General features: G+C 71.0%; 23 protein-coding genes, 1 pseudogene and 1 riboswitch. Of the genes and pseudogenes, 19 read left to right on the forward strand and 5 right to left on the reverse strand.

Features of this window, described 5'->3' with window-relative positions; genetic code table 11:
* The first annotated feature begins 82 nt into the window (after positions 1-82).
* The gene (locus ACGF8A_RS14230) at positions 83-1,345 is read left to right on the forward strand and encodes an Ig-like domain-containing protein (protein WP_393107761.1); all 1,263 of its coding nucleotides are present in this window, start codon (positions 83-85) and stop codon (positions 1,343-1,345) included.
* 33 nt (positions 1,346-1,378) lie between these two features.
* Here the strand turns inward: ACGF8A_RS14230 and ACGF8A_RS14235 are convergent, their stop codons facing one another.
* On the reverse strand, positions 1,379-1,780 hold the full coding sequence (locus ACGF8A_RS14235; RefSeq protein WP_393107763.1) for a hypothetical protein: 402 nt from the start codon (positions 1,778-1,780) through the stop codon (positions 1,379-1,381).
* 192 nt (positions 1,781-1,972) lie between these two features.
* On the opposite strand from ACGF8A_RS14235, the gene ACGF8A_RS14240 reads away from it, so the two are divergent.
* The 6 genes from ACGF8A_RS14240 (at position 1,973) to ACGF8A_RS14265 (ending at position 9,079) form a co-directional block, all read left to right on the forward strand.
* A complete protein-coding gene (locus ACGF8A_RS14240) occupies positions 1,973-2,593 on the forward strand; it encodes a heme-copper oxidase subunit III (RefSeq protein WP_393107765.1) in 621 nt (206 codons plus the stop codon).
* Between the two features lie 64 nt (positions 2,594-2,657).
* The gene (locus tag ACGF8A_RS14245) at positions 2,658-3,470 is read left to right on the forward strand and encodes a c-type cytochrome (RefSeq protein WP_393107767.1); all 813 of its coding nucleotides are present in this window, start codon (positions 2,658-2,660) and stop codon (positions 3,468-3,470) included.
* Entirely contained in the window at positions 3,467-4,516 is a 1,050-nt protein-coding gene (locus ACGF8A_RS14250; RefSeq protein ID WP_393107769.1) for a Rieske 2Fe-2S domain-containing protein, read from the forward strand. The genes ACGF8A_RS14245 and ACGF8A_RS14250 overlap by 4 nt, the downstream gene beginning before the upstream one ends.
* Positions 4,513-6,150 (forward strand): cytochrome bc complex cytochrome b subunit, encoded by a 1,638-nt coding sequence (locus ACGF8A_RS14255; protein WP_393107771.1) that lies wholly within the window; start codon positions 4,513-4,515, stop codon positions 6,148-6,150. Before ACGF8A_RS14250 ends, ACGF8A_RS14255 begins: the two co-directional genes overlap by 4 nt.
* 138 nt (positions 6,151-6,288) lie before the next feature.
* Positions 6,289-7,353: an anthranilate phosphoribosyltransferase gene (trpD, locus tag ACGF8A_RS14260; RefSeq protein WP_393107773.1), complete on the forward strand. Its 1,065-nt coding sequence runs from the start codon at positions 6,289-6,291 to the stop codon at positions 7,351-7,353.
* An 84-nt stretch (positions 7,354-7,437) separates the two neighbouring features.
* Positions 7,438-7,554, forward strand: a riboswitch (SAM riboswitch).
* Between the two features lie 163 nt (positions 7,555-7,717).
* Positions 7,718-9,079 carry an aminotransferase class V-fold PLP-dependent enzyme gene (locus tag ACGF8A_RS14265; RefSeq protein WP_393107775.1) on the forward strand — a complete coding sequence of 454 codons (1,362 nt, stop codon included), beginning with the start codon at positions 7,718-7,720 and terminating at the stop codon, positions 9,077-9,079.
* 125 nt (positions 9,080-9,204) lie between these two features.
* Here ACGF8A_RS14265 and ACGF8A_RS14270 read toward each other — a convergent pair whose 3' ends face one another.
* Complete coding sequence (locus ACGF8A_RS14270) at positions 9,205-9,486, reverse strand: Lrp/AsnC family transcriptional regulator (RefSeq protein WP_393107777.1); 282 nt, start codon at positions 9,484-9,486, stop codon at positions 9,205-9,207.
* Complete coding sequence (locus ACGF8A_RS14275) at positions 9,483-10,268, reverse strand: rhomboid family intramembrane serine protease (protein ID WP_393107779.1); 786 nt, start codon at positions 10,266-10,268, stop codon at positions 9,483-9,485. The genes ACGF8A_RS14270 and ACGF8A_RS14275 overlap by 4 nt, the downstream gene beginning before the upstream one ends.
* A 173-nt stretch (positions 10,269-10,441) precedes the next feature.
* Between ACGF8A_RS14275 and ACGF8A_RS14280 the strand changes: the two genes are divergently transcribed.
* From ACGF8A_RS14280 to ACGF8A_RS14320, 9 genes and pseudogenes are all read left to right on the forward strand, one after another.
* The gene (locus tag ACGF8A_RS14280) at positions 10,442-10,681 is read left to right on the forward strand and encodes a hypothetical protein (RefSeq protein WP_030679496.1); all 240 of its coding nucleotides are present in this window, start codon (positions 10,442-10,444) and stop codon (positions 10,679-10,681) included.
* A gap of 35 nt (positions 10,682-10,716) precedes the next feature.
* Entirely contained in the window at positions 10,717-12,066 is a 1,350-nt protein-coding gene (locus ACGF8A_RS14285) for an NYN domain-containing protein (protein WP_393107782.1), read from the forward strand.
* Positions 12,067-12,306: 240 nt separating this feature from the next.
* Complete coding sequence (locus ACGF8A_RS14290) at positions 12,307-13,341, forward strand: NlpC/P60 family protein (RefSeq protein WP_393107784.1); 1,035 nt, start codon at positions 12,307-12,309, stop codon at positions 13,339-13,341.
* Positions 13,342-13,588: 247 nt separating this feature from the next.
* Positions 13,589-14,611, forward strand: coding sequence for an NlpC/P60 family protein (locus tag ACGF8A_RS14295; RefSeq protein WP_393107786.1), 1,023 nt, complete (start codon positions 13,589-13,591; stop codon positions 14,609-14,611).
* A 34-nt stretch (positions 14,612-14,645) separates the two neighbouring features.
* Positions 14,646-15,818 (forward strand): hypothetical protein, encoded by a 1,173-nt coding sequence (locus ACGF8A_RS14300; protein WP_393107788.1) that lies wholly within the window; start codon positions 14,646-14,648, stop codon positions 15,816-15,818.
* A gap of 72 nt (positions 15,819-15,890) precedes the next feature.
* Positions 15,891-16,302 (forward strand): annotated as a pseudogene (locus ACGF8A_RS14305) (VOC family protein).
* Positions 16,303-16,434: 132 nt separating this feature from the next.
* The gene (locus tag ACGF8A_RS14310) at positions 16,435-18,822 is read left to right on the forward strand and encodes an ATP-binding cassette domain-containing protein (protein WP_393107790.1); all 2,388 of its coding nucleotides are present in this window, start codon (positions 16,435-16,437) and stop codon (positions 18,820-18,822) included.
* 106 nt (positions 18,823-18,928) lie between these two features.
* On the forward strand, positions 18,929-19,303 hold the full coding sequence (locus ACGF8A_RS14315; protein ID WP_393108074.1) for a helix-turn-helix transcriptional regulator: 375 nt from the start codon (positions 18,929-18,931) through the stop codon (positions 19,301-19,303).
* 10 nt (positions 19,304-19,313) lie between these two features.
* Positions 19,314-19,739, forward strand: a complete 426-nt coding sequence (locus tag ACGF8A_RS14320; RefSeq protein ID WP_393107792.1) for a VOC family protein — start codon at positions 19,314-19,316, stop codon at positions 19,737-19,739.
* Here the strand turns inward: ACGF8A_RS14320 and ACGF8A_RS14325 are convergent.
* The gene (locus ACGF8A_RS14325; protein WP_393107794.1) at positions 19,708-21,021 is read right to left on the reverse strand and encodes a glycosyltransferase 87 family protein; all 1,314 of its coding nucleotides are present in this window, start codon (positions 21,019-21,021) and stop codon (positions 19,708-19,710) included. The two genes, ACGF8A_RS14320 and ACGF8A_RS14325, sit on opposite strands and share 32 nt — an antisense overlap.
* Before the next feature lie 151 nt (positions 21,022-21,172).
* Here ACGF8A_RS14325 and ACGF8A_RS14330 point away from each other — a divergent pair, with 151 nt between their 5' ends.
* Positions 21,173-22,315 carry a glycosyltransferase family 4 protein gene (locus tag ACGF8A_RS14330; protein ID WP_393107796.1) on the forward strand — a complete coding sequence of 381 codons (1,143 nt, stop codon included), beginning with the start codon at positions 21,173-21,175 and terminating at the stop codon, positions 22,313-22,315.
* Between the two features lie 63 nt (positions 22,316-22,378).
* On the opposite strand, the gene ACGF8A_RS14335 is transcribed toward ACGF8A_RS14330, so the two are convergent.
* Positions 22,379-24,175 (reverse strand): AMP-dependent synthetase/ligase, encoded by a 1,797-nt coding sequence (locus ACGF8A_RS14335; RefSeq protein WP_393107798.1) that lies wholly within the window; start codon positions 24,173-24,175, stop codon positions 22,379-22,381.
* A 337-nt stretch (positions 24,176-24,512) separates the two neighbouring features.
* On the opposite strand from ACGF8A_RS14335, the gene ACGF8A_RS14340 reads away from it, so the two are divergent.
* A complete protein-coding gene (locus ACGF8A_RS14340) occupies positions 24,513-25,310 on the forward strand; it encodes a metallophosphoesterase (RefSeq protein ID WP_393107800.1) in 798 nt (265 codons plus the stop codon).
* A gap of 122 nt (positions 25,311-25,432) precedes the next feature.
* Positions 25,433-25,873: an SRPBCC family protein gene (locus ACGF8A_RS14345; protein ID WP_393107802.1), complete on the forward strand. Its 441-nt coding sequence runs from the start codon at positions 25,433-25,435 to the stop codon at positions 25,871-25,873.
* Positions 25,874-25,956: the final 83 nt, after the last annotated feature.

A 25,956-nucleotide genomic window follows, 5' to 3' on the forward strand; every position in this document is an offset into this window, starting at 1 on the left:
ATTTCGGTGTTTCACACCAACCGAGTAACTCGTACGGATGACTCACCGCGCCGAGGTTGACGAATCTTCCTAGCGTGAGGGCATGAGCCACTCCTCGCGCACCCGCATGGTCGCCGGTTGCACGCTGGTGGTGATCGCCCTCGGCGCGGGCGTCACCGCCTGCAGCAGCGACGGCAACCCGCTGTCCGCCACCCCGTACGACGCGGCGGAGCAGATCTCCTTCAACGGCCCCACCAAGGCCGGGAAGAAGGCCGACCCGGACAAGCCCCTGGAGATCACCGCAGAGGGCTCTGACGGCCGGATCACGGACGTCACGGCCACGGACGCCGACGGGCGGCACGTCGCGGGTGAGCTCTCCGCGGACGGCACCCGCTGGCACAGCACCTCGGCGCTGGCCGCCGACGCCCACTACACGGTCCGGGTGAGCACCGAGGACGAGGACGGGGCGCCCGGCCGGCGGGTCGTCACCTTCGACACCGGCAAGCCCCGCACCCAGAAGCGACTGAACGTCACCTTCGGCCCCGAGGCGGGCAAGTACGGCGTGGGCCAGCCCATCACCGCCGACCTGAGCCAGCCGGTCAAGGACAAGGCGCAGCGCGCGATCGTCGAACGCGGCCTGAAGGTGGCCTCCAGCCCCGTCGTGGAGGGTTCCTGGCACTGGGTCGACGACAAGAAGCTCCACTACCGGCCCAAGGAGTACTGGCCCGTCAACGCCACCGTCCAGGTGCGCAGCAACCTCGACGGCATCAAGATCAGCGACCGCCTGTGGGGCGGCACCGCGAAACCCCTGAAGATCACCACGGGTGACCGGATCGTCGCCGTCGCGGACGGCGCCAGCCACTACATGACCGTCTACAAGAACGACAAGGAGATCAACTCCATCCCGATCACCATGGGCAAGCCCGGCTTCGAGACCCGTAACGGGGTCAAGGTGGTCATCGGCAAGGAGTACTTCGTACGCATGCGCGGCACCACGGTCGGCATCGCCGCGGGCACCTCGGAGTCGTACGACCTGCCCGTCTACTACGCCACCCGGGTGACCTGGAGCGGCGAGTACGTGCACGCCGCCCCCTGGTCCGTCGGCGACCAGGGCTCCGCCAACGTCAGCCACGGCTGCGTCGGGATGAACACCAGCAACGCCGCCTGGTTCTACGAGACCGTCCGCCCCGGCGACGTCGTCAAGGTCGTCAACTCCTACGGCAGCACGATGGAACCCTTCGGCAACGGCTTCGGCGACTGGAACGTCGAGTGGGCGAACTGGCGCAAGGGCAGCGCCCTGGTCACGGGCAGCCCCGAGGGGCCCGCGGAGACGGAGCGGGTGCGGCTTCGGCCCCAGACGGTCTGACGGCCGGCAGGTGACGCCCCCGCGATCAGCCCCTCAGGTGCTCGCAAGCCTCTTCTGGCGCAGCAGGGAGGCCAGGGCGGTCGCGAACTCCACCGGCTCAACCGGCAGCGTCACCGCCGCGTCGGCCCGGCTCCAGGTGGCCAGCCACGCGTCCTGCGGCCGCCCGATGAGCAACAGCACAGGAGGACAGTCGAACACCTCGTCCTTGATCTGCCGGCAGACGCCCATACCCCCCATGGGCACGGCCTCACCGTCCAGGACGCAGACGTCGATCCCGCCCTTGTCCAGTTCCCTGAGGACGGCGCCGGGGGTGGCACACTCCACGTACTCCACCACCGGCACGTCCGGCGCGGGCCGCTTCCCGGCGGCCAGCCGCACCTGGGCGCGGGTGTGGGAGTTGTCGCTGTAGACCAGCACCGTGGCGGTCGGCTGCATGCTTCCTCCGAGACGTCGGCGTCGTACGCAAAGGCCGGGACGGAACGGCCCGATGCGGCGGATGCTACTCCCTTCAACACCTCGTCAACACCGGTTCGGGCACGCCTTCCCTGGGCCATCCGGGCAGTACACACGCTGCGGACACTCCGAACGGCACCCCCCGGAGTGAGGGCGGGATAAGCGACCGACATAATGTCGGTCGTGGCGACAGCAACGACAGTAGATACCGGGCACGCGCACCCGTCGGTCAACCGGCCGAACCTCACCAGCGTCGGAACCATCATCTGGCTGAGTTCCGAGCTGATGTTCTTCGCGGCCCTCTTCGCGATGTACTTCACCCTGCGATCGGTGACCGGTCCCGAGTTCTGGCAAGAGAAGGCCTCGGCCTTGAACTTCCCGTTCTCTGCGACCAACACCACGATCCTGGTGCTTTCCTCCCTCACCTGCCAGCTCGGCGTGTTCGCCGCCGAGCGCGGTGACGTCAAGAAGCTCCGGATGTGGTTCATCGTCACCTTCGTGATGGGTGCGATCTTCATCGGCGGCCAGGTCTACGAGTACACCGAGCTGGTGAAGCACGAGGGCCTCTCGCTCTCGTCCGACCCGTACGGTTCGGTCTTCTACCTGACCACCGGCTTCCACGGCCTGCACGTGACGGGCGGACTCATCGCCTTCCTGCTGGTCCTCGGCCGTACCTACGCGGCCCGGAGGTTCACCCACGAGCAGGCGACCGCCGCCATCGTCGTGTCCTACTACTGGCACTTCGTCGACGTCGTCTGGATCGGCCTCTTCGCCACGATCTACATGATCAAGTAGCCGGGACCCGTTCCCGCGCATTCCAGAAGACTCGACGCTGAAGATCCTGACACCGGGGTAATCCGTGAAAAAGCTCTCCGCACGACGACGCCATCCGCTGGCGGCGGTCGTCGTCCTACTCCTTGCGCTGGCGGCCACTGGGGGGCTGTACGCCGTGTTCGCGCCCGCGGACAAGGCGCAGGCCGACGAAACAGCCCAGTCCCTCGCCATCGACGAGGGCAAGAAGCTCTACGCCGTCGGCTGCGCCAGCTGTCACGGCACCGATGGTCAGGGAAGCTCCGACGGTCCCAGCCTGGTGGGCGTGGGCGCCGCGGCCGTCGACTTCCAGGTGGGCACCGGCCGCATGCCGGCGGCGACCTCCCAGGGGGCACAGCTCCCGGAGAAGAAGGTCGTCTACACCCAGGCCCAGATCGACCAGCTCGCCGCGTACATCGCCTCGCTCGGCGCCGGTCCGGCCATCCCGACCGAGGAGCAGTACAGCACGGAGGGCGCGGACATCGCCGAGGGCGGCCAGCTGTTCCGCACCAACTGCGCGCAGTGCCACAACTTCACCGGCAAGGGCGGTGCCCTCACCCGGGGCAAGTACGCGCCGTCCCTCGAAGGCGTCTCCCAGAAGCACCTCTACGAGGCCATGCAGACGGGCCCGCAGAACATGCCCTCCTTCCCCGACACGGTGCTGACCGAGCAGAACAAGAAGGACATCATCGCGTACCTGGAGGCGGTCAACAGCTCCGAGACGGAGAGCCCCGGTGGTCTCAGCCTGGGCGGCCTCGGGCCGGTCAGTGAGGGCCTCTTCGGCTGGATCTTCGGCCTCGGCGGCCTGATCGCCGTCGCCGTGTGGGTCGCCGCCCGGACCGCAAAGGCCAAGAAGTCATGAGTAGCCAAGACATTCCAGAAGAGAAGCTGCCCGCGACGCGGGCCGGCGAGGTAGACGTCGCCGACGAGAAGAACCCCTTCGCCGACCCGGGACTGCCCCCGCACGAGCACCGGATCCAGGACATCGACGAGCGGGCCGCCAAGCGGTCCGAGCGCACGGTGGCCCTGCTGTTCACGGTGTCGATGCTGGCCACGGTCGCCTTCATCGCCGCGTTCGTGGCGATCCCGATCGACAAGTCGATCTACGTCTGGCCGCTCGGGCACATCAGCGCGCTGAACTTCTCGCTCGGGCTGACCCTCGGCCTCGCGCTGTTCTGCATCGGCGCGGGCGCGGTCCACTGGGCGCGCACCCTGATGTCCGACGTGGAGATCGCCGACGAGCGTCACCCGATCGCCGCCCCGCCCGAGGTCCGCGCGAAGGTCCACGCCGACTTCAAGCAGGGTGCCAAGGAGTCCGCGCTCGGCCGCCGCAAGCTGATCCGCAACACGATGTTCGGCGCGCTCACGCTGGTGCCGCTCTCCGGCGTCGTCCTGCTGCGCGACCTGGGTCCGCTGCCCGAGGACAAGCTCCGCCACACGCTGTGGAAGAAGGGCAAGCTCCTCGTCAACATGAACACCAACGAGCCGCTGCGTCCCGCGGACGTCCTCGTCGGCTCGCTCACGTTCGCCAAGCCCGAGGGCCTGGAGGAGCACGACCACGGCTTCAACAACGAGATCGCCAAGGCGGCCCTGATGATCGTGAGGCTCCAGCCGGGCGACATCAAGGACAAGCGCGAGCTCGAGTGGTCGCACGAGGGCATCGTGGCGTACTCGAAGATCTGTACCCACGTAGGCTGCCCGATCTCGCTGTACGAGCAGCAGACGCACCACGTGCTGTGTCCCTGCCACCAGTCCACCTTCGACCTCGCCGACGGTGCCCGGGTCATCTTCGGCCCCGCCGGTCACGCCCTGCCGCAGCTGCGGATCGGCGTGAACGACGAGGGCTACCTCGAGGCGCTCGGCGACTTCGAAGAGCCCGTCGGTCCGGCATTCTGGGAGCGCGGATGAGCACCAAGACCACCTCGGATTCCCGCTCCCGCGGGAAGGCGCCGGCCGGTGAGCGCGTCGCCGACTGGGCCGACGGCCGGCTCGGGATCTACTCCCTGGCCAAGGCCAACATGCGCAAGATCTTCCCGGACCACTGGTCCTTCATGCTGGGTGAGATCTGCCTCTACAGCTTCATCATCATCATCCTCACGGGTGTGTACCTGACGCTGTTCTTCCACCCGTCGATGAACGAGGTGGAGTACCACGGCAGTTACGTCCCCATGCAGGGCGTGCTGATGAGTGAGGCGTACGCCTCCACGCTGGACATCAGCTTCGACGTGCGCGGCGGTCTGCTCATCCGGCAGATCCACCACTGGGCGGCGATCATCTTCCTCGCCGGCATGTTCGTGCACATGATGCGCGTCTTCTTCACCGGCGCGTTCCGCAAGCCGCGTGAGATCAACTGGCTGTTCGGCTTCCTGCTGTTCGTCCTCGGCATGTTCACCGGGTTCACCGGATACTCGCTCCCGGACGACCTGCTCTCGGGCACCGGTGTCCGCTTCACCCAGGGCGCGATCCTGTCCATGCCGATCGTCGGCACGTACATCTCGTTCTTCCTGTTCGGCGGGGAGTTCCCGGGCACCGACTTCGTGGCCCGCTTCTACTCGATCCACATCCTCCTGCTGCCGGGCATCATGCTCGGTCTGCTGGTCGCCCACCTGATCCTGGTCGTCTACCACAAGCACACGCAGTACGCGGGTCCCGGCAAGAGCAACAAGAACGTCGTCGGCATGCCGCTGCTGCCGGTCTACACGGCCAAGGCCGGAGGCTTCTTCTTCCTGGTCTTCGGTGCCATCGCGGCCCTGTCCGCCATCGCGACCGTCAACCCGATCTGGGTGCTCGGCCCCTACCGTCCTGACCTGGTGTCCACCGGCGCCCAGCCCGACTGGTACATGGGCTTCGCCGAAGGCCTCGTCCGGGCCATGCCCGGCTGGGAGATCGACTTCTGGGGTCACACCCTGGTCCTGGGCGTGTTCGTCCCGCTGGTGATCTTCGGCGCGTTCCTCGCGGTGATCGCGTTGTACCCGTTCATCGAGTCGTGGATCACCGGGGACAAGCGCGAGCACCACATCCTCGACCGGCCGCGCAACGCCCCGACCCGTACGGCCTTCGGTGTCGCCTGGGTCACCGCCTACATGATCATGCTGATCGGCGGTGGCAACGACATCGTCGCCACCCACTTCGATCTGTCGATCAACGCGGTCACCTGGTTCGTCCGGATCGGCTTCTTCGCCGGACCGGTCATCGCGTTCGTCGTCACCAAGCGGATCTGCCTCGGCCTCCAGCGCCGGGACAAGGACAAGGTGCTGCACGGCCGGGAGACCGGCACCATCAAGCGCCTGCCGCACGGTGAGTTCATCGAGGTCCACGAGCCGCTCAGCCAGGAGGCCCTGTACACGCTCACGGCACACGAGCAGTACGAGCCGGCCGCGATCGGTCCGGCGGTCGACGAGAACGGCGTCGAGCGCAAGATCAAGGGTTCCGAGAAGCTGCGCGCCAAGCTCAGCAACGCCTACTACGGCGAGGACGCCCAGATCCCCAAGCCGACCGCCGACGAGTACAAGGAGATCACGAGCGGCCACGGCCACCACTGATCGCTGCACTCGCCACGCCACGGCGCAGGGCCCCGTCCGGTCTTCGGACGGGGCCCTGCGCCGTCCCCGGGGCTGGATAGGGTGGACCCAGTTCGAGACACGTGTTCCGTACGACGGGACTGGACCCAGGAGCGGCTGATGAGCGCTGTGACCCCCGCTGGAGGCGACACCGCGGCGGGCCGCTCCTGGCCCGCCCTGCTGAACGGCCTGCTGGAGGGCCGTGACCTCGGCGCGGACGACACCGCCTGGGCGATGGACCTGATCATGCGGGGCGAGGCCACGGACGCGCAGATCGCCGGATTCGCGGTGGCGCTGCGGGCCAAGGGCGAGACCGTCGAGGAGATCAGCGGACTCGTGCGGACGATGTACGAGCACGCGAACGTCATCGAGGTGCCGGGGGAGACGGTCGACATCGTCGGGACCGGCGGCGACGGGGCGAGGACGGTGAACATCTCGACCATGTCCGCGATCGTCGTCGCCGGCACCGGCGCGAAGGTCGTCAAGCACGGCAACCGGGCGGCGTCCTCAGCCTCCGGGGCGTCCGACGTGCTGGAGAAGCTGGGCGTCAACCTGCAACTGACGCCCGGGCGGGTCGCCGAGGTCGCCGAGGAGGCGGGGATCACTTTCTGCTTCGCGGTGAAGTTCCACCCGGCGCTGCGTCATGTGGCGGCCGCGCGCGGGCAGTTGGGTATCCGGACGACGTTCAACTTCCTGGGCCCGCTGACGAACCCGGCTAAGGTCAGGGCGCAGGCGGTGGGCGTCGCCGACCCCCGGATGGCTCCGATCGTCGCGGGTGTCTTCGCCGAGCGCGGCAACTCCTCGCTGGTCTTCCGCGGCGACGACGGCCTCGACGAGCTGACGACCACCTCGACGTCCCGGGTGTGGGTGGTCCGCGACGGCAAGGTGACCGAGGAGGCCTTCGACCCGCGCGAGGCCGGCATCGACCTGGTGCCGGTGGAGGCGCTGCGCGGCGCGGACGCCTCGTACAACGCCGAGGTCGCCCGCCGCCTGCTGGACGGCGAGCCGGGTCCCGTACGGGACGCGGTGCTGCTGAACTCGGCGGCCGCGCTGGTGGCGCTTGCGCCGGGCGAGGGGCCGCTGGCCGAGCAGATCCGTGCCGGGGCGGCGAAGGCCGCGGAGGCGATCGACTCGGGCGCGGCCAAGCGGGTGCTCGACCGCTGGGTGGCGGCGAGCAACGCCTGACACCGCATGACCTGACGCGGGGCGCGGTCCGGATCCTGGACCGCGCCTTGCGAGCCGAAGATCATGTGGCAAGATGCTGTACCAGGTCATGAGTGACAGCTGAAAGGCCCCGGCCGGCTGTCCGGCAACCCTCCGTCCGTGGCGGGGTGCCCCGGGTGAGGACCAGGTCGCAGGCAGCAGGGCCTGCGACAAGCGCGGACCCCTCGCGTCACCAGGGGTCCTGGTCGTTCGAGGGAGCCTTCCGTGAGCAAGCGAATGCGCTAGGGCCGCAGAGCCCCGCCTCCGCATCCCCTTTCCTCTCCGTCCCCGCGCTCGAGCGTGCCGCTCGCGCGGTGGTCTCCGCCTGCCTCACGGGAGTACACCCATGTCCGTCTCCACCGTTGCCGCCGACCAATCCGTCCGTGCCCCGCTGCCCGTTCTGGGCCGGGACGTCACCGTCCCCCTCGTCACCGGTGGCGAGGTCACCTACGCGGCTCTCGACTACGCGGCCAGCGCCCCCGCCCTCCAGCGCGTCTGGGACGACGTGGCGGCGTACGCGCCCTACTACGGCAGCGTCCACCGGGGTGCCGGCTACCTCTCCCAGCTGTCCACCGACCTGTTCGAGAACGCCCGCAGCACCGTCGCGGACTTCCTCGGCTGCCGCGATGACGACCAGGTGGTCTTCACCCGGTCCACCACCGACTCGCTCAACCTGCTCGCCACGGCTCTGCCCGCCGGCTGCCAGGTCTTCGTCTTCGAGACCGAGCACCACGCCTCCCTGCTGCCCTGGCGGGGCGCCCACGTCACCTGCCTCGACGCCCCGCGCACCCCGCAGCAGGCCGTGACGGCCCTGGAGCGCGCGCTGGCCGGGCGCGACCCCCACGGCCCGGCCCTGGTCTGCGTCACCGGCGCGTCCAACGTCACCGGCGAGCTGTGGCCCGTAGCGGAGCTCGCCGCGGCCGCGCACGCGCACGGCGCGCGGATCGTGCTGGACGCCGCCCAGCTGGCCCCGCACCACCCGGTGTCGGTCAAGGACCTGGACGTCGACTGGGTCGTCTTCTCCGGGCACAAGCTGTACGCCCCGTTCGGCTCCGGTGTCCTCGCCGGCCGTGCCGACTGGCTGCGCGCGGCCGAGCCGTACCTCGCGGGCGGCGGCGCCAGCCGCAAGGTCGCCCGGCGGGCCGACGGCGGGGTCGACGTCGAGTGGCACGACAGCGCCGCCCGGCACGAGGCGGGCTCCCCGAACGTCATCGGCGCCTACGCCGTCGCGTCGGCCTGCAAGGCACTCACCGAGGCCGGCCACGACGCCCTCGTCGCCCGGGAGCAGTACCTGATCCAGAAGGTCCGGGACGGCCTCGCCGGGGTACGCGAGGTCCGGATCCTGTCGCTGTTCGGCGACGACGCCCCCCGCGTCGGCGTGCTCTCCTTCGTCGTCGACGGCTGGAACAGCTCGCACTTCGCCGCCGCCCTGTCGGCCGAGTACGGCATCGGCGTCCGCGACGGGCTCTTCTGCGCCCACCCCCTGGTGCGCACCCTGCTCGGCGGCGATCCGCAGACGCAGGGCGAGTGCGGCGCCCCCGACGCGGCTCCCGGCGAGAAGTCGCTCAACGCCATCCGGGTGAGCTTCGGGGCGGGAACGCCGGACGAGCATGTCGAGCGGTTCGTCGCGGCGGTGCGGGAACTGGTCCGCGACGGCGCGAAGTGGGACTACCGCACGGTGGACGGGCGGTGCGTCCCCGCCGTGTGATCCACCGTCGCGCCCCGGCGGCCGCCGGCGCCGGCAGGGAGGCCGGGCGCACCTGGACGTCGTGTTGGGTGCGGCACGGCTCGGTGCCTGACGGTGTGGACCGCCGAGGCGGCGGGGCGCCGGTCCTAGTTGTCCAGGCCGATCGCGAACGCCGCCTCCAGGTCGTGCTGGGAGTACGTCCGGAACGCCACGTGCGTGTCCGTCGCCTCCACGCCGGGGATCTTGCTGATGCTGCCGGGAATGACGTCGGCGAGGTTCTCGTGCTGCTTCACCCGGACCATGGCGATCAGGTCGTAGGTGCCGGTGACGGAGAAGACCTCGCTGACGGAGTCCAGCGCGGCGATCTGCTCGGCGATCTCGGGAATCCGGTCCACGCTGGTCTTGATGAGGACGATCGCGGTGATCACGGCTGGTTCTCTCCCTCGGGGGCCGGAGCTGGGGCGGGCTTCACTCTAGTCGCCCGCCCGTCGCCCACCACCGCCGTTCCGAGGCCGCGCCCGGTGCTCCTCCTTCTTCCGAAACGCGCCCACGCGTAGGCGAAGCCCAGGCCGAAACCGACCAGGTGGGCCAGATAGGCCACCCCAGGCCCGCTGGACGCCTGGCCCGCCGCCAGCCACTGCAGCGCCACCCAGAAGGGCAGCACCACCCAGGCCGGGAAGCGCAGCGGCAGGAAGAACAGGAACGGCAGAAGGCTGGTCACCCGGGCGCGGGGGAAGAGGAACAGGAAGGCGCCGAGCACCGCCGAGATCGCCCCCGACGCGCCGACCAGGGACTGCCCGGAGTCGGCGTTGGCCACCGCGTACCCCAGCAGCGCGAGGTAGCCGCAGCCGAGGTAGAAGAGGGTGAACTCGACGCGGCCCATCCGCTCCTCGGTCATCACGCCGAAGACGTAGAGGAAGAGCATGTTGCCGAGCAGATGCACCCAGCTGCCGTGCACGAAGAGGCCTGTCGCCGGGGTGAGGACGGCCCGGGGGGAACCCTCGAACAGTTCTGCGGGCACCACCCCCCAGTGGCGGAAGTACTCCCGCTGCGCGGCGAGCAGGTCCTCGCCGAGGCCGTACACCGGATTGAGGCCCGAGGCAGGGCCGATCAGGAAGATCAGGCAGCACAGGGCGATCAGTGCGTACATCACCGGCGCCTGCCGGGGGCGGCCCGCCCGGCGGCCCAGCGTGCTCCAGAAGCTGATCATGGACACAGAGCATGACGTAAGCGGACGCAACCGCACAGACCGCCTCGCCGCCCGGGAGGGGCGGGCATCGAGGACCCGCCAGGCCGTAGGGTTACGAGCCACACGCTCCAGGGAAACTGGCGCATCACGCAAGCTACGCATCACCGAAACTAGAAGGAAAGCGAACAGCCACGATGACGGTTCCCCTGCCGACGGACACCACACGGTGGCGCTGCACCCTCTGCGGCAATCTGACGCGCTTCGACGTGACGCGCTCCTCGAAGGTCGTCGAGTACGTCCACCTCGACCTCGCCGGTGAGCCGAAGGTCGAGGAGCGTGAGGTGGTCAGTGAGACCATCGAGTCGGTGCGGTGCCGGTGGTGCAACGCCGTGGATCAGGTGGAACTGGTGGACAGGCCGGGCGCCGGCTCCTGACAGGGAGCGGCCCCGAAGGGGTAATGGGGTGACGGATGGTGGAGACCGCAGGCGGGGGGCCGGGCGACGGCGCCGCTGAGGTGCTCGACCGCCCCCTGCCCGAAGGAGTGCGCCGGAAGGTCGTGCAGATCGTCTCCGACGGCTTCGGTGGGCTGACCATGGCCGAACTGCCCGCACAGCTACGGCAGTACGCCCGGTTCGCCCCGAATCGCCGGGCCAAGTTCGCCGGTAACGCGATGGCCGCGGCGCTGGAGACCGACCCGCTGTTCCGGCAGCGTATCGGCGAGAAGTTCCGCGAGACCCAGCCCGAGCTGGCCGGTGCCCTCGCCTCCGGATCGCCGCCGCCGGCCGCGGACCCGCTGGACGTGGCGGCCGCCGCCTATGTGCTGCGCCCCGTCGGATGGGTCAAACTGGTCGCCGCCGCCGGCGAGGAGGCCCAGCGGGCCGACGCCGAGCGGGCCGACGAGGAGAACCGCGCCGAACTGGAGCGGCTGCGCGCCGAACTCGCCGCGGCTCGTGACCACACCCGCACCGAGACCGAGCGGCTGCGCACCGAACTGGACGGCGCCCGCAAGGAAGCCGAATCGCTTCACCGCAAGCTGCGCGCCGCACTCAGCGACGTCAAGCGCGGCGAGGCGGCGCTGCGCAAGGTGCACAGCGAGATGGAGGCCGTACGCTCCGAGGGGCACACCCAGGTGTCCGCCGCCGAGAGCGAGACGCGGCGGCTGAAGGCGCGGCTGGGTGAGGTCGAGGCCGCGCTGGAGGCGACCCGGCGGGCCGCTCGCGAGGGCCGCAGTGTCGAGGACATGCGCGTGCGGCTGCTGCTCGACACCGTGCTGGACGCGGCGCAGGGCCTGCGCCGGGAACTGGCGCTGCCACCGGTGTCCGTACGCCCCGCGGAGACCGTGGACGCGGTCGAACCGGGACGAATGACCCCGAAGGACATCGCCGCACGGGCGCTGTCCGACAACGACCCCGCCATCCTCGACCAGCTCCTGGCGCTGCCGCAGGCCCATCTGGTCGTCGACGGCTACAACGTCACCAAGACCGGCTATCCCCAAATGCCCCTGGAGAAGCAGCGGCTGCGGCTCCTCGGGCAGCTCTCGCAGCTCGCCGCGCAGTCCGGCGCCGAGGTGACCTGTGTCTTCGACGGTGCCGAGCTGGCCGCGCCGGTACTGCTGGCGCCGCCGCGCGGCGTGCGGGTGCTGTTCTCCAAGCCGGGTGTCACCGCCGACGAGTTGATCCGCCGGATGGTGCGGGCCGAGCCGCCCGGGCGGCCGGTCATCGTCGTCTCGACCGACCGTGAGGTGGCCGACGGGGTGGCCCGGGCGGGGGCGCGGCCGGTGGCGTCGGCGGTGCTGCTGAAGCGGCTCTCGCGAAGCTGACACACGCCCCTTGCGCAACCTAAGTCCCAACCGTGCAATGTGCCCCGGGAATGCCCGAATTGAGGGGACCGTCACGCAACGTAGCGTCAACGCGCATCACCGCCCGTGAGTTGTAGGTAAAGGATGCGCTCGGTCACCGAGATTTTTCATGTGAGGATTTGATCTGATCACAGCTGGGTCACTAGGGTCTGGCGTCGAACCTCCGATCGGGTGATCACTCACAAGAAGGAGATTGCCCCCGTGGCGTCCCATCGTCGACCCAAGCAGCCGAGTCGCACCCGTGTGACCGTGCTGACCACCGCAGCCGCCGCTGCCGTCGCCCTCAGCTCGCAGGCCGCCAACGCCGCGCCGAGCGAGAAGCCGAGCAAGGACGAGGTGAAGGCCAAGGTCGACAAGCTCTACGAGGAAGCCGAGCAGGCCACCGAGAAGTACAACGGCGCCAAGGAGAGGCAGGAGAAGCTCCAGAAGGAGATCTCCACCATCCAGGACAACGTCGCCCGGGGCCAGGAAGAGGTCAACGAGCTGCGCGACGGCCTCGGTTCGATGGCCAGCGCCCAGTACCGCTCGGGCGGCATCGACCCCTCCCTGCAGCTGTTCCTCTCGGCCGACCCGGACGACTACCTCGACAAGGCCTCCACGCTCGACCAGTTGAGTGCCCAGCAGGTCGACGCGCTGAAGAAGATCCAGGAGAAGCAGCGCGAACTCGCGCAGGACCGCGCCGAGGCCTCGGACAAGCTCAAGGACCTCGCCGCCACCCGCACCGAGCTGGGCAAGAAGAAGAGCCAGGTGCAGGGCAAGCTCGCCGAGGCGCAGAAGCTGCTCAACTCCCTCACCGCCGCCGAGAAGGCGGCCCTGGCGGCCGAGGAGGAGCGCGCCAGCCGCGCCAGCGAGCGCACCGTCCTCGGCGGCTCCAGCGCCCCCGCCACCGGCCGCGCGTCCTCGGCCTACGGCGCCGCGCAGAGCAAGATCGGCTCGCCCTACGTCTACGGTGCCTCCGGCCCGTCCTCCTTCGACTGCTCGGGCCTCACCTCCTGGGCCTTCGCCCAGGCCGGCATCCAGATCCCGCGCACCTCGCAGGCGCAGGCCAACGCCGGCACCCGGATCTACTCGCAGAGCGACCTCCAGGTCGGCGACCTGGTGATCTTCTACGGCGACCTGCACCACGTCGGCTTCTACGCGGGCAACGGCCAGGTGCTGCACGCCCCGCGCTCCGGCACGGTGGTCCGCTACGAGTCGATCAACAACATGCCGTACCAGTTCGGCGTCCGGATCTGAGAGCCGTAGGGCCGCTTCAAGATCAGGACACCGTGCCGCCCGTTCGGGCGAATTACGGGAACGGGCTGTGACCCCACACCCCGCCGATGACCTGCGTCAGCGGCGGGGTGTCACGTTGTGTGCCCGCCGAGGTCTTTGGCCGGTGCCCCACGGCGGGGCTACTGTCTGCCGCGTTTCCCCCACCACCGGGCCGCCGTCCGGGGCCGGGGGATCTTCCTGTCCGCCAGTGGAAGGAGCGCGGCTTCCCGTGGGGTCCCATCGCCGCCTTGCACCGTCCGGGTTCGACCGGGGCGCCTGCGTGGCCCGTCTCGCCGTCGGCGTACTGTCCGCCGCCGCGGCCGCTCTCGGCGCCGTACCGGCGCAGGCCGTTCCGCACGACGACACCCGCGCCGAGGTCGACCGCCTCTACGCGGAGGCCGAGAAGGCCACCGAGGCCTACAACGAGGCCGACGAGCGCGCCGACGCGCTGCGCGGACAGGTACGCCGGGCGCAGGACCGGACCGCCCGCCAGCAGGAGCGCATCAACTCCATGCGGGACGCGCTCGGTTCGCTGGCCGGCGCCCAGTACCGCTCCGGCGGCCTCGACCCCTCCCTGGCCCTGCTGTTCTCCGACGACCCGGACGACTACCTCGACAAGGCCGCCGCCCTCGACCGGATCAGCCTGCACCACGCCGGGCAGCTGAGGGAGCTCCAGGAGGCCATGCGCGAACTCGCCCAGGAGCGCGCCGAGGCCGCCGGGAAGCTCGGCGAACTGGAGAAGAGCCGCAAGGCCGTCGCCTCCCACAAGCGCACCGTCGAGCAGAAGCTCGCCAAGGCCCGTGAGCTGCTGAACGCCCTTCCGGACGGGGAGCGCGCCGCCTACGACCGGGCCTCCCGCTCCGGCCGCTCCGACCTGCCCGGACTCGGGGAGGCCACGCCGGCCTCGGGCCGTTCCGCCGCCGCGGTCGCCGCCGCCCGCGCCGCGCTCGGCAGGCCGTACGTCTGGGGCGCGGCGGGCCCGAGCGGCTTCGACTGCTCCGGCCTGATGCAGTGGTCGTACGCCCAGGCCGGGATCGCGCTGCCGCGCACCTCGCAGGGCCAGCGTGCGGCCGGGCGCCAGGTGCCGCTCTCCGAGGTCCGCCCCGGCGACCTGATCACCTATCGGTCCGACGCCAGCCACGTGGCCATGTACATGGGCGACGGCCAGGTCGTCCACGCCCCCTACCCGGGCGCGCCGGTGCGCTACGACCCCGTCGGCATGATGCCGGTCTCGGGCGTCACCAGGGTCTGACCGGGCGGCGCCGGTCCCCCGTACGATCGGGGACGTGGCTGGTCGAAGGCGGGCGTCGGGTTCCTCGGTGGTGGCGCTCTGTCTGCTCCTCGTCGCCCTGGTCGGCTGTGGCGGCGGGCCCGTGGCCGACACCGCCCGGGACGACGTGCAGCGGCTGCTCGACCGGCGGGCGGCCGCCGTCCTCGGCGGTGACGAGGGCGGGTACCGGCGGACCGGGTCGGCGGCCGGGTTCGCCGCGGTGCGGGCGCTGCCGCTGGCGGACTGGTCGTACCGGGTCACGGGGCTGCACCGCACCGCCGGCCGGGCCACCGCCGACGCCGAACTGCGGTACCGGATCGACGGCTTCGACAAGGCGCCCGTGACGGCCAGGCGCACCGTGGAGCTGACCCGGGGCACGGACGGCCGGTGGTCCGTCACCTCCGACCGGCCCGCGCCGCGGTCCCCCGAGCAGCTGTGGGACCGGGGCGCGGTGACCGTCGTCCGGGGCGCGCACACACTGGTGCTCGGGGCCGGGCAGTCGCAGCGGACGCTGAGGGCCTACGCGGACCTGGGCGACCGGGCCGTCCCCGCGGTGTCACGGGCGTGGGGCACGGACTGGAGCGGTCACGTCGTCGTGCTCGTACCGGAGTCGCTTCAGGCGATGGCCGGGCTCCTCGCCTCGCCCGCCTCCTCGTACCGGGGGATCGCCGCCGTGACGACCGGTGAGACGGGAGCGCCACGGGCGCCCGCCGACCGGATCATCGTCAACCCCGAGGCGTACGGGTCCCTGGCGGCCGAGGGCAGGCAGGTGGTCCTCACCCACGAGACCACCCATGTCGCCACCCGCGCCCACACCGGCACCCGCACCCCGCTGTGGCTGTCCGAGGGGTACGCCGACTGGGTCGGCTACCGCGACAGCGGCCCCGCCCCGGCCGAGGCCGCGCCGGAGCTGGCCCGCGCGGTGGCCGCCGGGGACGTTCCGCCCGCACTGCCGGACAACGCCGACTTCGGTTTCTCCGGCGACCCGACCGCACTGGCCGAGGCCTACGAGGGCGGCTGGCTGGCCTGCCGGCTGATCGCGCAGCGGTGGGGCGAGGGACGGCTCGGGGAGTTCTACCGGGCGGCGGGGGCCGGCGGCCCGGACACCGCCATGACGGACGTCCTGGGGACCTCACCGCGTGAGTTCACGCGCCTGTGGCGGGAGTATCTGCGCGCGGAGCTCGGCTGAGGCGCAGCGGATGCGGGAACCGGTCAGGAATCGAGAAGCGGTGGCGGGTGGGGCACGTCTAGCGTGACGGGCATGGAGACAACCATCCGGGCGAGCTTGCTCCCGCACGACGATCCCGGCGCCGCCCTGGCCTGCTACCGGGGCGCGCTCGGTTGCGGGGTCCGTGGCGACGCCGGGCACGAGGGGAAGCGATGGATCACGGTCGGTCCGGTCGGGCAGCCCGGCACGTCCCCCGTGCCGGAGCCGCCGGTCGCCGGCCACGGCGTCACCGAGGACGAACAGCGCACCGTCGTCGGGATGACGGCCAAGGGCACCTACGCCGGGATCCTGCTCGCCGCGCCCGACCTCCACGCCGTCTTCGCGCGGCTGCGTGCCCGGGACGCCGAGATCGTCCAGGAGCCCCGCCGAGCAGCCGTGCGGCTTCCGGGACGGCGCCGTCCGCGATCCGGTGGGCAGCCTGATCCGGATCCAGGGTCGTGGCTGAGCCGGTGACCTGGGCGGACGTCCGGGCCGGTGAAGCAGCGTCCCACACGACGACCGAAGCTGGTTGGATCGAGCCAGGCGACGCCGGCGGAGCCCGCGACGGCGGCCCGCCCCGACAGAGGGAGACACGAGCATGCCCACGAGAGAGAACACACGGTCGCCTGCGCCGCACGCCGCCGACAGCCACGACATGATCCGTGTGCACGGCGCGCGTGAGAACAACCTCAGGGACGTCAGCATCGAGATCCCCAAGCGCAGGCTGACGGTGTTCACCGGAGTGTCCGGCTCGGGCAAGAGCTCGCTGGTGTTCGACACCATCGCCGCCGAGTCGCAGCGGCTGATCAACGAGACGTACAGCGCCTTCGTGCAGGGCTTCATGCCGACGCTGGCGCGGCCCGAGGTGGACGTGCTCGACGGGCTGACCACCGTGATCAGCGTCGACCAGCAGCGGATGGGCGCCGACCCGCGCTCCACCGTCGGCACCGCCACCGACGCCAACGCCATGCTGCGGATACTCTTCAGCCGCCTCGGCGAGCCGCACATCGGTCCGCCCAGCGCGTACTCCTTCAACACCGCCTCGGTCCGGGCGAGCGGCGCGATCACCGTGCAGCGCGGCGCCAGGACCAAGGCCGAGAAGGCGACCTTCGAGCGCACCGGCGGCATGTGCACCCGCTGCGAGGGCCGCGGCACGGTCTCCGACATCGACCTCACCCAGCTCTACGACGACTCCAAGTCGATCTCCGAAGGCGCCTTCACCATCCCCGGCTGGAAGTCGGACAACGTCTGGACCGTGGGCCTGTACGCCCAGTCCGGCTTCCTCGACCCGGACAAGCCGATCAGCAGGTTCACCGAGAAGGAGATGCAGGCCTTCCTCTACGGCGAGCCGACCAAGGTGAAGGTCAACGGCGTCAACCTCACCTACGAGGGCCTGATCCCCAAGATCCAGAAGTCGTTCCTGTCCAAGGACAAGGAGGCGATGCAGCCGCACATCCGGGCGTTCGTGGAGCGGGCCGTCACCTTCACCACCTGCCCCGAGTGCGACGGCACCCGGCTCAGCGAGGGTGCCCGGTCGTCGAAGATCAACAAGATCAGCATCGCCGACGCCTGCGCCATGGAGATCCGCGACCTGGCCGCATGGGTCCGCGCGCTCGACGAGCCCTCGGTTGCCCCGCTGCTGACCGCACTCCGGCAGACCCTCGACTCGTTCGTGGAGATCGGCCTCGGCTACCTCTCGCTGAACCGGCCGTCCGGCTCGCTGTCGGGCGGTGAGGCACAGCGCGTCAAGATGATCCGCCACCTCGGCTCCTCGCTCACCGACGTCACCTACGTCTTCGACGAGCCCACCGTCGGGCTGCACCCGCACGACATCCAGCGCATGAACGACCTGCTGCTGCGGCTGCGGGACAAGGGCAACACGGTGCTCGTCGTGGAGCACAAGCCGGAGGCCATCGCGATCGCCGACCACGTGGTCGACCTCGGCCCCGGGGCGGGCACGGCGGGCGGCACCGTCTGCTTCGAGGGCACCATCGAGGGCCTGCGGGCCAGTGGCACCGTCACCGGCCGCCACCTCGACGACCGGGCGTCCCTGAAGGAGTCCGTGCGGACACCGAAGGGCACGCTGGAGATCCGCGGCGCCACGGCGAACAACCTGCGGGACGTGGACGTCGACATCCCGCTCGGGGTGCTGTGCGTCGTCACCGGCGTCGCCGGATCCGGCAAGAGCTCGCTCATCCACGGCTCGATCCCGGCCCGCGAGGGCGTGGTCTCGGTCGACCAGAGCCCCATCCGCGGCTCCCGGCGCAGCAACCCGGCGACGTACACCGGGCTGCTGGACCCGATCCGCAAGGCGTTCGCCAAGGCCAACGGCGTCAAGCCGGCCCTGTTCAGCGCCAACTCCGAGGGCGCCTGCCCCACCTGCAACGGCGCCGGCGTCATCTACACCGACCTGGCGATGATGGCCGGTGTGGCCACCCCCTGCGAGGACTGCGACGGCAAGCGGTTCCAGGCTCAGGTGCTGGAGTACAAGCTCGGCGGGTGCGACATCAGCGAGGTCCTCGCGATGCCGGTGGCCGAGGCCGAGGAGTTCTTCGGCTCCGGCGAGGCCGCCACGCCCGCCGCCCACAAGATCCTCGGCCGGCTCGCCGACGTAGGACTGGGCTACCTCACCCTCGGCCAGCCGCTCACCACGCTGTCCGGCGGCGAGCGGCAGCGCCTGAAGCTGGCCACGCACATGGCCGACAAGGGCGGCGTGTACGTCCTCGACGAGCCCACCACGGGCCTGCACCTCGCCGACGTCGAGCAGCTGCTCGGCCTGCTCGACCGGCTCGTGGAGTCCGGGAAGTCGGTCGTCGTCATCGAGCACCACCAGGCGGTCATGGCGCACGCCGACTGGATCATCGACCTCGGCCCCGGCGCCGGCCACGACGGTGGCAAGATCGTCTTCGAGGGCACGCCGGCCGAACTGGTGGCCGCCCGCTCCACCCTCACCGGTGAGCACCTCGCGGCCTACGTCGGCGGCTGACCCCCTCCCACGGCGGCCCCACGCACGAGGGCCGCCGTGGGAGACTCGTCGGGTGAAACGGCAGGAACTCGACGACCTCGTCCGGCTGCGGCGGGCCCGCGACCGGATGGACCGCGACTACGCCGAGCCACTCGACGTCCCGGCGCTGGCACGGGAGGCCCTGATGTCACCGGGGCACTTCTCCCGCAGCTTCCGCGCCGCCTACGGCGAGACGCCGTACAGCTATCTCATGACCCGCCGCGTCGAACGCGCCAAGGCGCTGCTGCGGCGCGGCGACCTCACGGTGACCGAGGTGTGCTTCGCGGTCGGCTGTACGTCGCTCGGGTCGTTCAGCTCCCGCTTCACGGAGCTGGTCGGGGAGACACCGAGCGGCTACCGTGCCCGCGCCCACGACGACGGCGCCGCCATTCCGGCCTGCATCGCCAAGATCTACACCCGGCCCGTCAGGAACGCAGAAGCAGGCCGCGTCGACCGGCCGTAGCCTCGACCGCATGGACCTCACGCTTTCCACCTGCTTCATCGCCGTCGACGACCACGACAAGGCGATCGCCTTCTACCGCGACGTGCTCGGCCTGGAGGTGCGCGCCGACGTCGGTTTCGAGGGCATGCGCTGGGTGACCGTCGGGTCGCCCGCGCAGCCGGACATGAGCCTCGTACTGGAACCGCCCGCCGCCGACCCGAGCACCTCGCCGGCCGACAAACAGGCGTTGGCGGAGCTGATGGCCAAGGGCCTGCTGCGGGGCGTCATCTTCACGACGGAGGACTGCGACGCCACCTTCGAGCGCATCAGCGCCGCCGGCGCGGAGGTGCTCCAGGAGCCGATGGACCAGCCCTACGGCGTCCGCGACTGCGCCTTCCGCGACCCCGCCGGCAATCTGCTGCGCTTCAACCAGCCTCTCGGGAAGCCCGGGAACTGAGCGCACGGCGGGCCCCGCCGAGGGATCCGCCCTCCGCGTCCGGGTTGCCCGCCCTGCGGCCGGCCAGCCGCTCGACGCCGGTGTGCCGTGCGGCGAGGGGTTCCCGCCGCCGGGACACCGTCGAGCGCCACAGCTCGCGGGCCGCGACGAGGGTGGCCAGCACCAGCAGGCCGTTGCGGACGAACAGGAGGGTGACGCCGAGGAGGTCGCCGGCGACGACGTGCGAGAACCACAGCGGGAACTCCAGCGTCGTCACGAAGGACGCCGCCAGCACCAGTGCGGCCGGCAGGCGCATCCCCGTCCCGCGGAAGCAGAGGCAGACGGCCGCGAGCCCGACCAGCCACACCATGTACTGCGGGCTGATCACCCGGCTGGTGGTCGTGAACATCAGTACGGCCACGAAGGCTGCGTCCGCCGGTGTCCGCGGCAGCGACCGCGCGGCCGTCAGCCGCCACAGCAGCAGCCAGCCGAAGGCGATCCCGCTGAGCACCAGGGCACCGGTGCTCACCACGTCGACGTACGGGCCGAGGAACTCCACCGAGCCGTAGTTGAGCAGCACCTGCCCCTCCCAGCCGTGGTGCCGCGCCACCTGGAAGACCAGCGCGCCCAGCGACTCGACCTCGGTGCCCCGGTCCCGCTGGAAGGTCAGGAACGCGAAGGCGCCCGGCATGGCCAGGGCGAACAGCGCGGCCAGCAGCCCCACGGTCAGCGCCGCCGCGGCCCACGTCCGGCGCCGCACGGCACCGATCAGCAGCAGCACCGGCCACACCTTCAGCATCGCCCCGAAGCCGGCGAGCACCCCCATGAGCCGTGGGCGGCGGGCACCCGCGAGCAGCGCTGCCACCGCGACGGCCGTGACCATCACGTCGTAGCGCGCGTACACCGTCGGCCCGAGCAGCGGGACGCCCACCGTCCACAGCCAGGCGCCGCGTACCGTCCGGCCGGGCCGCCGGCCCGCTTTCAGCAGCAGGGCGAGCACCGCCAGGTCGGCCAGGAGGACGAGCACGAAGAACGCGTGCGCGTAGTCGAGGAAGAACAGCACGGCCGGGGCGAGGATGGCGAGGGCGGCCGCGGGCGGGTACTGCCAGGTGACGTCGTCCAGCGGGAACGTCCCGGTGCGCAGCACCTCGTACCAGCCCTGGTAGATCACCCAGACGTCGCTGGTGACGTCCGGGCCGGGCAGGACGTACGCCTTGAGGACGAGGAGGAGAAGCAGCAGCCGGGCCGGCACCCAGAGCGCGAGGGGTCCGGTCACGGATCGCGTCGCGAACGTCCTGTCCACCTGCGCCCCTCTTCGTCTCGCTGCGGTCTCCGGCGCGCCGGCCCGCTGCCGTCACCGGCCGACGGGGCCATGATCCCCCGGCCGCCCGCACGCGAGCGGTGCAGCGCGGCCGTGGCGAGGCACGAGCGTACGTTCGGTAGGGTCGGCGCTGATGCGCAAGACCTTGATCGTGACGAACGACTTCCCGCCCAGACCCGGCGGCATCCAGGCGTTTTTGCACAACATGGCGCTCCGGCTGGATCCCGGCCGGTTCGTCGTCTACGCCTCGACGTGGAAGCGGAGCCGCGAGGGCGTCGAGGCCACCGCCGCCTTCGACGCCGAGCAGCCCTTCACCGTCGTACGCGACCGGACGACCATGCTGCTGCCGACGCCCGCCGCGACCCGGCAGGCCGTCGCGCTGCTGCGCGCGCACGGGTGCACGTCGGTGTGGTTCGGTGCCGCGGCACCGCTCGGGCTGATGGCGCCGGCGCTGCGCCGTGCGGGTGCCGAGCGGCTGGTCGCCACCACCCACGGGCACGAGGCCGGATGGGCCCAACTACCCGCCGCCCGGCAGCTGTTGCGCCGGATCGGTGAGTCCACCGACACCCTCACCTACCTCGGCGAGTACACCCGCTCACGGATCGCGGGGGCGCTCACCCCGGACGCGGCGGCGCGGATGACCCAGCTGCCGCCCGGCGTCGACGAGAAGACCTTCCACCCCGGCTCCGGGGGCGACCGGGTGCGGGCCCGGCTCGGGCTCACCGACCGGCCCGTCGTCGTGTGCGTCTCCCGGCTGGTGCCCCGCAAGGGGCAGGACACGCTGATCCTCGCCATGCCGCGCATCCTGGCCGAGGAGCCGGACGCCGTGCTGCTGGTCGTCGGCGGCGGCCCCTACGAGGGGGAGTTGCGCAAGCTGGCGCGGGAGACCCGCGTCGAGGACTCCGTCGTCTTCACCGGATCCGTGCCCTGGTCGCAGCTGCCCGCCCACTACGGCGCCGGTGACGTCTTCGCGATGCCGTGCCGCACCCGGCGCGGCGGGCTCGACGTCGAGGGGCTCGGCATCGTCTACCTGGAGGCGTCCGCGACCGGCCTCCCGGTCGTCGCCGGGGACTCCGGGGGCGCGCCCGACGCCGTGCTCGACGGGGAGACGGGGTGGGTCGTGCGAGGTGGCTCGGTGGAGGACACCGCCGACCGGGTCGTCACGCTCCTCGGCGACGCCGGACTGCGCCGCCGGATGGGGGAGCGGGGGCGCGCCTGGGTCGAGGAGAAGTGGCGCTGGGACCTGCTCGCCGAGCGCCTGAAGGAACTGCTGTAGACACGTCACGGCGCGGGTCCCGGCGACCGGGGACCCGCGCCCTGAGGGTGCGTCACACGCCCGCTACTTCTGGTAGATCGACTCGATCTCGGTCGCGAAGTCCTTCGCCACCGCGTTCCGCTTCAGCTTCAGCGAGGGCGTGAGGTGACCGGAGTCCTCGGTGAACTGCGAGTCCAGGATGCGGAAGCTGCGCACCGACTCCGCCTTGGACACCGCCGCGTTGCCGTCGTCGACGGCGGACTGGATCGCCGCCAGCAGGTCCGGGTCCTCGCGCAGCGACGCGGCCGTGGAGCCGGCCGGCTTGCCGTGCTCGGCCGCCCAGCGGCCCAGGAACTCCTCGTCGAGGGTGATCAGCGCGCCCACGAACGGCCGCGCGTCACCGACCACCATGCACTCCGCGATCAGCGCGTGCGCCCGGATGCGGTCCTCGATCACGGCCGGCGCCACGTTCTTGCCGCCCGCGGTGACGAGGATCTCCTTCTTGCGGCCGGTGATCCTGAGATACCCGTCCTCGTCGAGGGTGCCGATGTCGCCGGTGTGGAACCAGCCGTCGGCGAGGGCCTCCTCGGTGGCGCCCGGGTTGTTCCAGTACTCCTTGAACAGGTGCTCGCCGTGCAGGAGTACCTCACCGTCGTCCGCGATCCGCACCACCGAGCCCGGCAGCGGCTGGCCGACCGTGCCGATCTTCTGCCGGTCCCAGGGGTTGAAGGCCGTGGCGGCACAGGACTCGGTCAGGCCGTAGCCCTCCAGGACCGTGAAGCCGATGCCGCGGAAGAAGTGGCCGAGGCGCTCGCCGAGCGGGGCGCCGCCGGAGATGGCGTACTCGCCACGGCCGCCGAGGACCGCGCGCAGCTTGCCGTAGACGAGCTTGTCGAAGACCTTGTGCTTGATCCGCAGGCCCATCGTGGGGCCCGAGGGGGTGTCCAGGGCCTTGCTGTAGGCGATGGCGGTGTCGGCGGCCTTGTCGAAGATCTTGCCCTTGCCGTCCGCCTGGGCCTTGGCGCGGGCCGCGTTGTAGACCTTCTCGAAGACGCGCGGCACCCCGAGGACCAACGTGGGCCGGAACGCGGCCAGTTCGTCGGTGAGGTTCTTGATGTCCGGGACGCAGCCCAGCTTGATCGGCGCCACCATCGGGGCGATCTGCACCATGCGGCCGAACACGTGCGCGAGTGGCAGGAAGAGCAGCACACTGCACTCGCCGGTGCGGAACAGGGGGCGCAGGCGTTCGACGACGTTGCCGCACTCCGCGAAGAAGCTGCGGTGGGTGAGGACACAGCCCTTGGGGCGGCCGGTGGTGCCGGAGGTGTACACGATCGTCGCGGGGTCGTCGGCCTTCGCCAGCGAGCCGCGCTCCTCGGCCGTCGCGTCGCTGACGTCCTTGCCCAGGCGGCCCAGTTCGTCGATGCCGCCGCCCTCGATCTGCCAGACGTGCTTGAGCTCGGGCAGCCCGTCGCGCACCGACTCCAGGGCGGCCGTGTGCCCGGCCGTCTCGACGACGCAGGCGGTCGCGCCCGAGTCGCTGAGGATCCACTGCACCTGCTCCGGCGAGCTGGTCTCGTAGACCGGCACGGTGACCGCGCCCGCGCTCCAGATCGCGAAGTCCAGCAGTGTCCACTCGTAGCGGGTGCGGGACATCAGCCCGACCCGGTCGCCCGGCTGCACGCCGGAGGCGATCAGGCCCTTGGCGGCGGCCCGGACCTCGTCGAGAAAGGCGACGGCCGTCACGTCCTGCCAGGCGTTGCCCACCTTGCGGGCGATCACGGCGACGTCCGGATGCTGCGCGGCGTTCCTGCGGACGATGTCCGTCAGGTTGCCGTCCGAGGGGACCTCGTACAAAGCCGGAAGGCTGAACTCGCGCAAGACTGCTGCTCCTCATAGGGCGCCGGCGCCACGACGTTGTGTGATGCGACGGTCCGGTCCAAGGCTCGGGCAGGGTGCTCAGGACCCGGCGGGAGCCGGTGGATCCCGCTGGCTGAAAACCTGAGCACGAATGGACTGCCCGGACGTTACCCGTCGGTATGGCGTCTCGGACAGGGGGGCCGTCGAGATGTTCGCTGCGTCACACAGTTGGTGCGTCAACGATGTTCCTGTCGGTGCTCCTGCGCGCAATGTAGTCGACGGGCTTCCCGACTGGCGAGTGATCGCAGGTCCGGCCGCCACTGTTCACCTTTGCCGCACGCGCTTACCCTTGATCGCCATGGCACCCACACCAGCCGGCGACCGCGGGACGCGTATCCACGTGGTCAGCGACGTGCACGGCAACGCGCGTGACCTGGCGCGGGCCGGGGACGGCGCGGACGCGCTCGTCTGCCTCGGGGACCTCGTCCTCTTCCTCGACTACGCCGACCACTCCCGCGGCATCTTCCCCGACCTGTTCGGCGTGGAGAACGCCGACCGCCTCGTGGCACTGCGCACCGCCCGCCGTTTCGAGGAGGCGCGTGCGCTGGGCGCGCGGTTGTGGGCCGGGGTGGGGGAGGACCGGGCGGCGGTGATCGAGCGGGCGGTGCGCAAGCAGTACGCCGAGATGTTCGCCGCGTTCCCGACGCCGACGTACGCCACCTACGGCAATGTCGATATACCGACACTGTGGCCGGAGTACGCCGGTCCGGGCACGACGGTCCTGGACGGCGAGCGCGTGGAGATCGGCGGCCGGGTCTTCGGCTTCGTGGGCGGCGGGCTGCGCACACCCATGCGCACGCCGTACGAGATCAGCGACGAGGAGTACGCGGCGAAGATCGAGGCGGTCGGCGAGGTCGACGTGCTGTGCACGCACATCCCGCCGGAGGTGCCGGAGCTGGTCTACGACACGGTGGCGCGGCGCTTCGAGCGGGGGAGCCGGGCGCTGCTCGACGCCATCCGCCGCACGCGGCCCCGCTACTCCCTCTTCGGGCACGTCCACCAGCCGCTCGTGGACCGGATGCGGATCGGGGCCACCGAGTGCGTCAACGTGGGGCACTTCGCGGGCAGCGGCCGCCCGTGGGTGCTGCAGTGGTGAGGCCGGCTGCCGGTATGCGCAGGTAGCGGTGACGGCGGGGGTGCGCCGCGCGGTAGCCTTCACGCTGCACACACGTGCGCACGACCACCTCTTGCCGGACCGCATTCGGAGGAGCCACGGCGATGGCGGAACACACCAGCTCGAGCATCGGGATCGAGGCGGCTCCGGCCGACGTCATGGCGGTGATCGCCGACTTCGCCCGCTACCCGGACTGGACCGGTGAGGTGAAGGAGGCGGAGGTCCTGAAGACCGACGGCCAGGGCCGCGCCGAGCAGGTCCGGCTGGTCATGGACGCCGGCGCGATCAAGGACGACCAGACGCTGGCCTACACGTGGAGCGGGGAGCACGAGGTCTCCTGGACGCTGGTGAGGTCCCAGATGCTGCGGTCCCTGGACGGTTCGTACCTGCTCAAGCCCGCCGGGCCGGGCACCACCGAGGTGACCTACCAGCTGACGGTGGACGTCAAGATCCCGATGCTGGGGATGATCAAGCGCAAGGCGGAGAAGGTGATCATCGACCGCGCGCTGGCCGGCCTGAAGAAGCGCGTGGAGTCCGGCGAGTAGCCTTCCCGCCACGCCGCCGGCCGGTGAGCAGCTTTCCCACCACGCCGTCGGCCACGGCGGCGGTCCCGCCCACGCCCGGTACG

Origin of the sequence: Streptomyces sp. NPDC047706 (genome assembly GCF_043204795.1) — a bacterium.
Taxonomy (GTDB): domain Bacteria; phylum Actinomycetota; class Actinomycetes; order Streptomycetales; family Streptomycetaceae; genus Streptomyces.

Bases quoted from the DNA above. Each gene is read 5' to 3' on its own strand.
- ACGF8A_RS14250 (WP_393107769.1), top strand. From the start codon at position 3,467: ATGAGTAGCCAAGACATTCCAGAAGAGAAGCTGCCCGCGACGCGGGCC.
- ACGF8A_RS14330 (WP_393107796.1), top strand. From the start codon at position 21,173: ATGCGCAAGACCTTGATCGTGACGAACGACTTCCCGCCCAGACCCGGC.
- ACGF8A_RS14320 (WP_393107792.1), top strand. From the start codon at position 19,314: ATGGACCTCACGCTTTCCACCTGCTTCATCGCCGTCGACGACCACGAC.
- ACGF8A_RS14230 (WP_393107761.1), top strand. From the start codon at position 83: ATGAGCCACTCCTCGCGCACCCGCATGGTCGCCGGTTGCACGCTGGTG.
- ACGF8A_RS14235 (WP_393107763.1), bottom strand. From the start codon at position 1,780: ATGCAGCCGACCGCCACGGTGCTGGTCTACAGCGACAACTCCCACACC.
- ACGF8A_RS14315 (WP_393108074.1), top strand. From the start codon at position 18,929: ATGGACCGCGACTACGCCGAGCCACTCGACGTCCCGGCGCTGGCACGG.
- ACGF8A_RS14310 (WP_393107790.1), top strand. From the start codon at position 16,435: ATGCCCACGAGAGAGAACACACGGTCGCCTGCGCCGCACGCCGCCGAC.
- ACGF8A_RS14255 (WP_393107771.1), top strand. From the start codon at position 4,513: ATGAGCACCAAGACCACCTCGGATTCCCGCTCCCGCGGGAAGGCGCCG.
- ACGF8A_RS14240 (WP_393107765.1), top strand. From the start codon at position 1,973: ATGTCGGTCGTGGCGACAGCAACGACAGTAGATACCGGGCACGCGCAC.
- trpD (WP_393107773.1), top strand. From the start codon at position 6,289: ATGAGCGCTGTGACCCCCGCTGGAGGCGACACCGCGGCGGGCCGCTCC.
- ACGF8A_RS14275 (WP_393107779.1), bottom strand. From the start codon at position 10,268: ATGATCAGCTTCTGGAGCACGCTGGGCCGCCGGGCGGGCCGCCCCCGG.
- ACGF8A_RS14285 (WP_393107782.1), top strand. From the start codon at position 10,717: ATGGTGGAGACCGCAGGCGGGGGGCCGGGCGACGGCGCCGCTGAGGTG.
- ACGF8A_RS14345 (WP_393107802.1), top strand. From the start codon at position 25,433: ATGGCGGAACACACCAGCTCGAGCATCGGGATCGAGGCGGCTCCGGCC.
- ACGF8A_RS14340 (WP_393107800.1), top strand. From the start codon at position 24,513: ATGGCACCCACACCAGCCGGCGACCGCGGGACGCGTATCCACGTGGTC.
- ACGF8A_RS14265 (WP_393107775.1), top strand. From the start codon at position 7,718: ATGTCCGTCTCCACCGTTGCCGCCGACCAATCCGTCCGTGCCCCGCTG.
- ACGF8A_RS14280 (WP_030679496.1), top strand. From the start codon at position 10,442: ATGACGGTTCCCCTGCCGACGGACACCACACGGTGGCGCTGCACCCTC.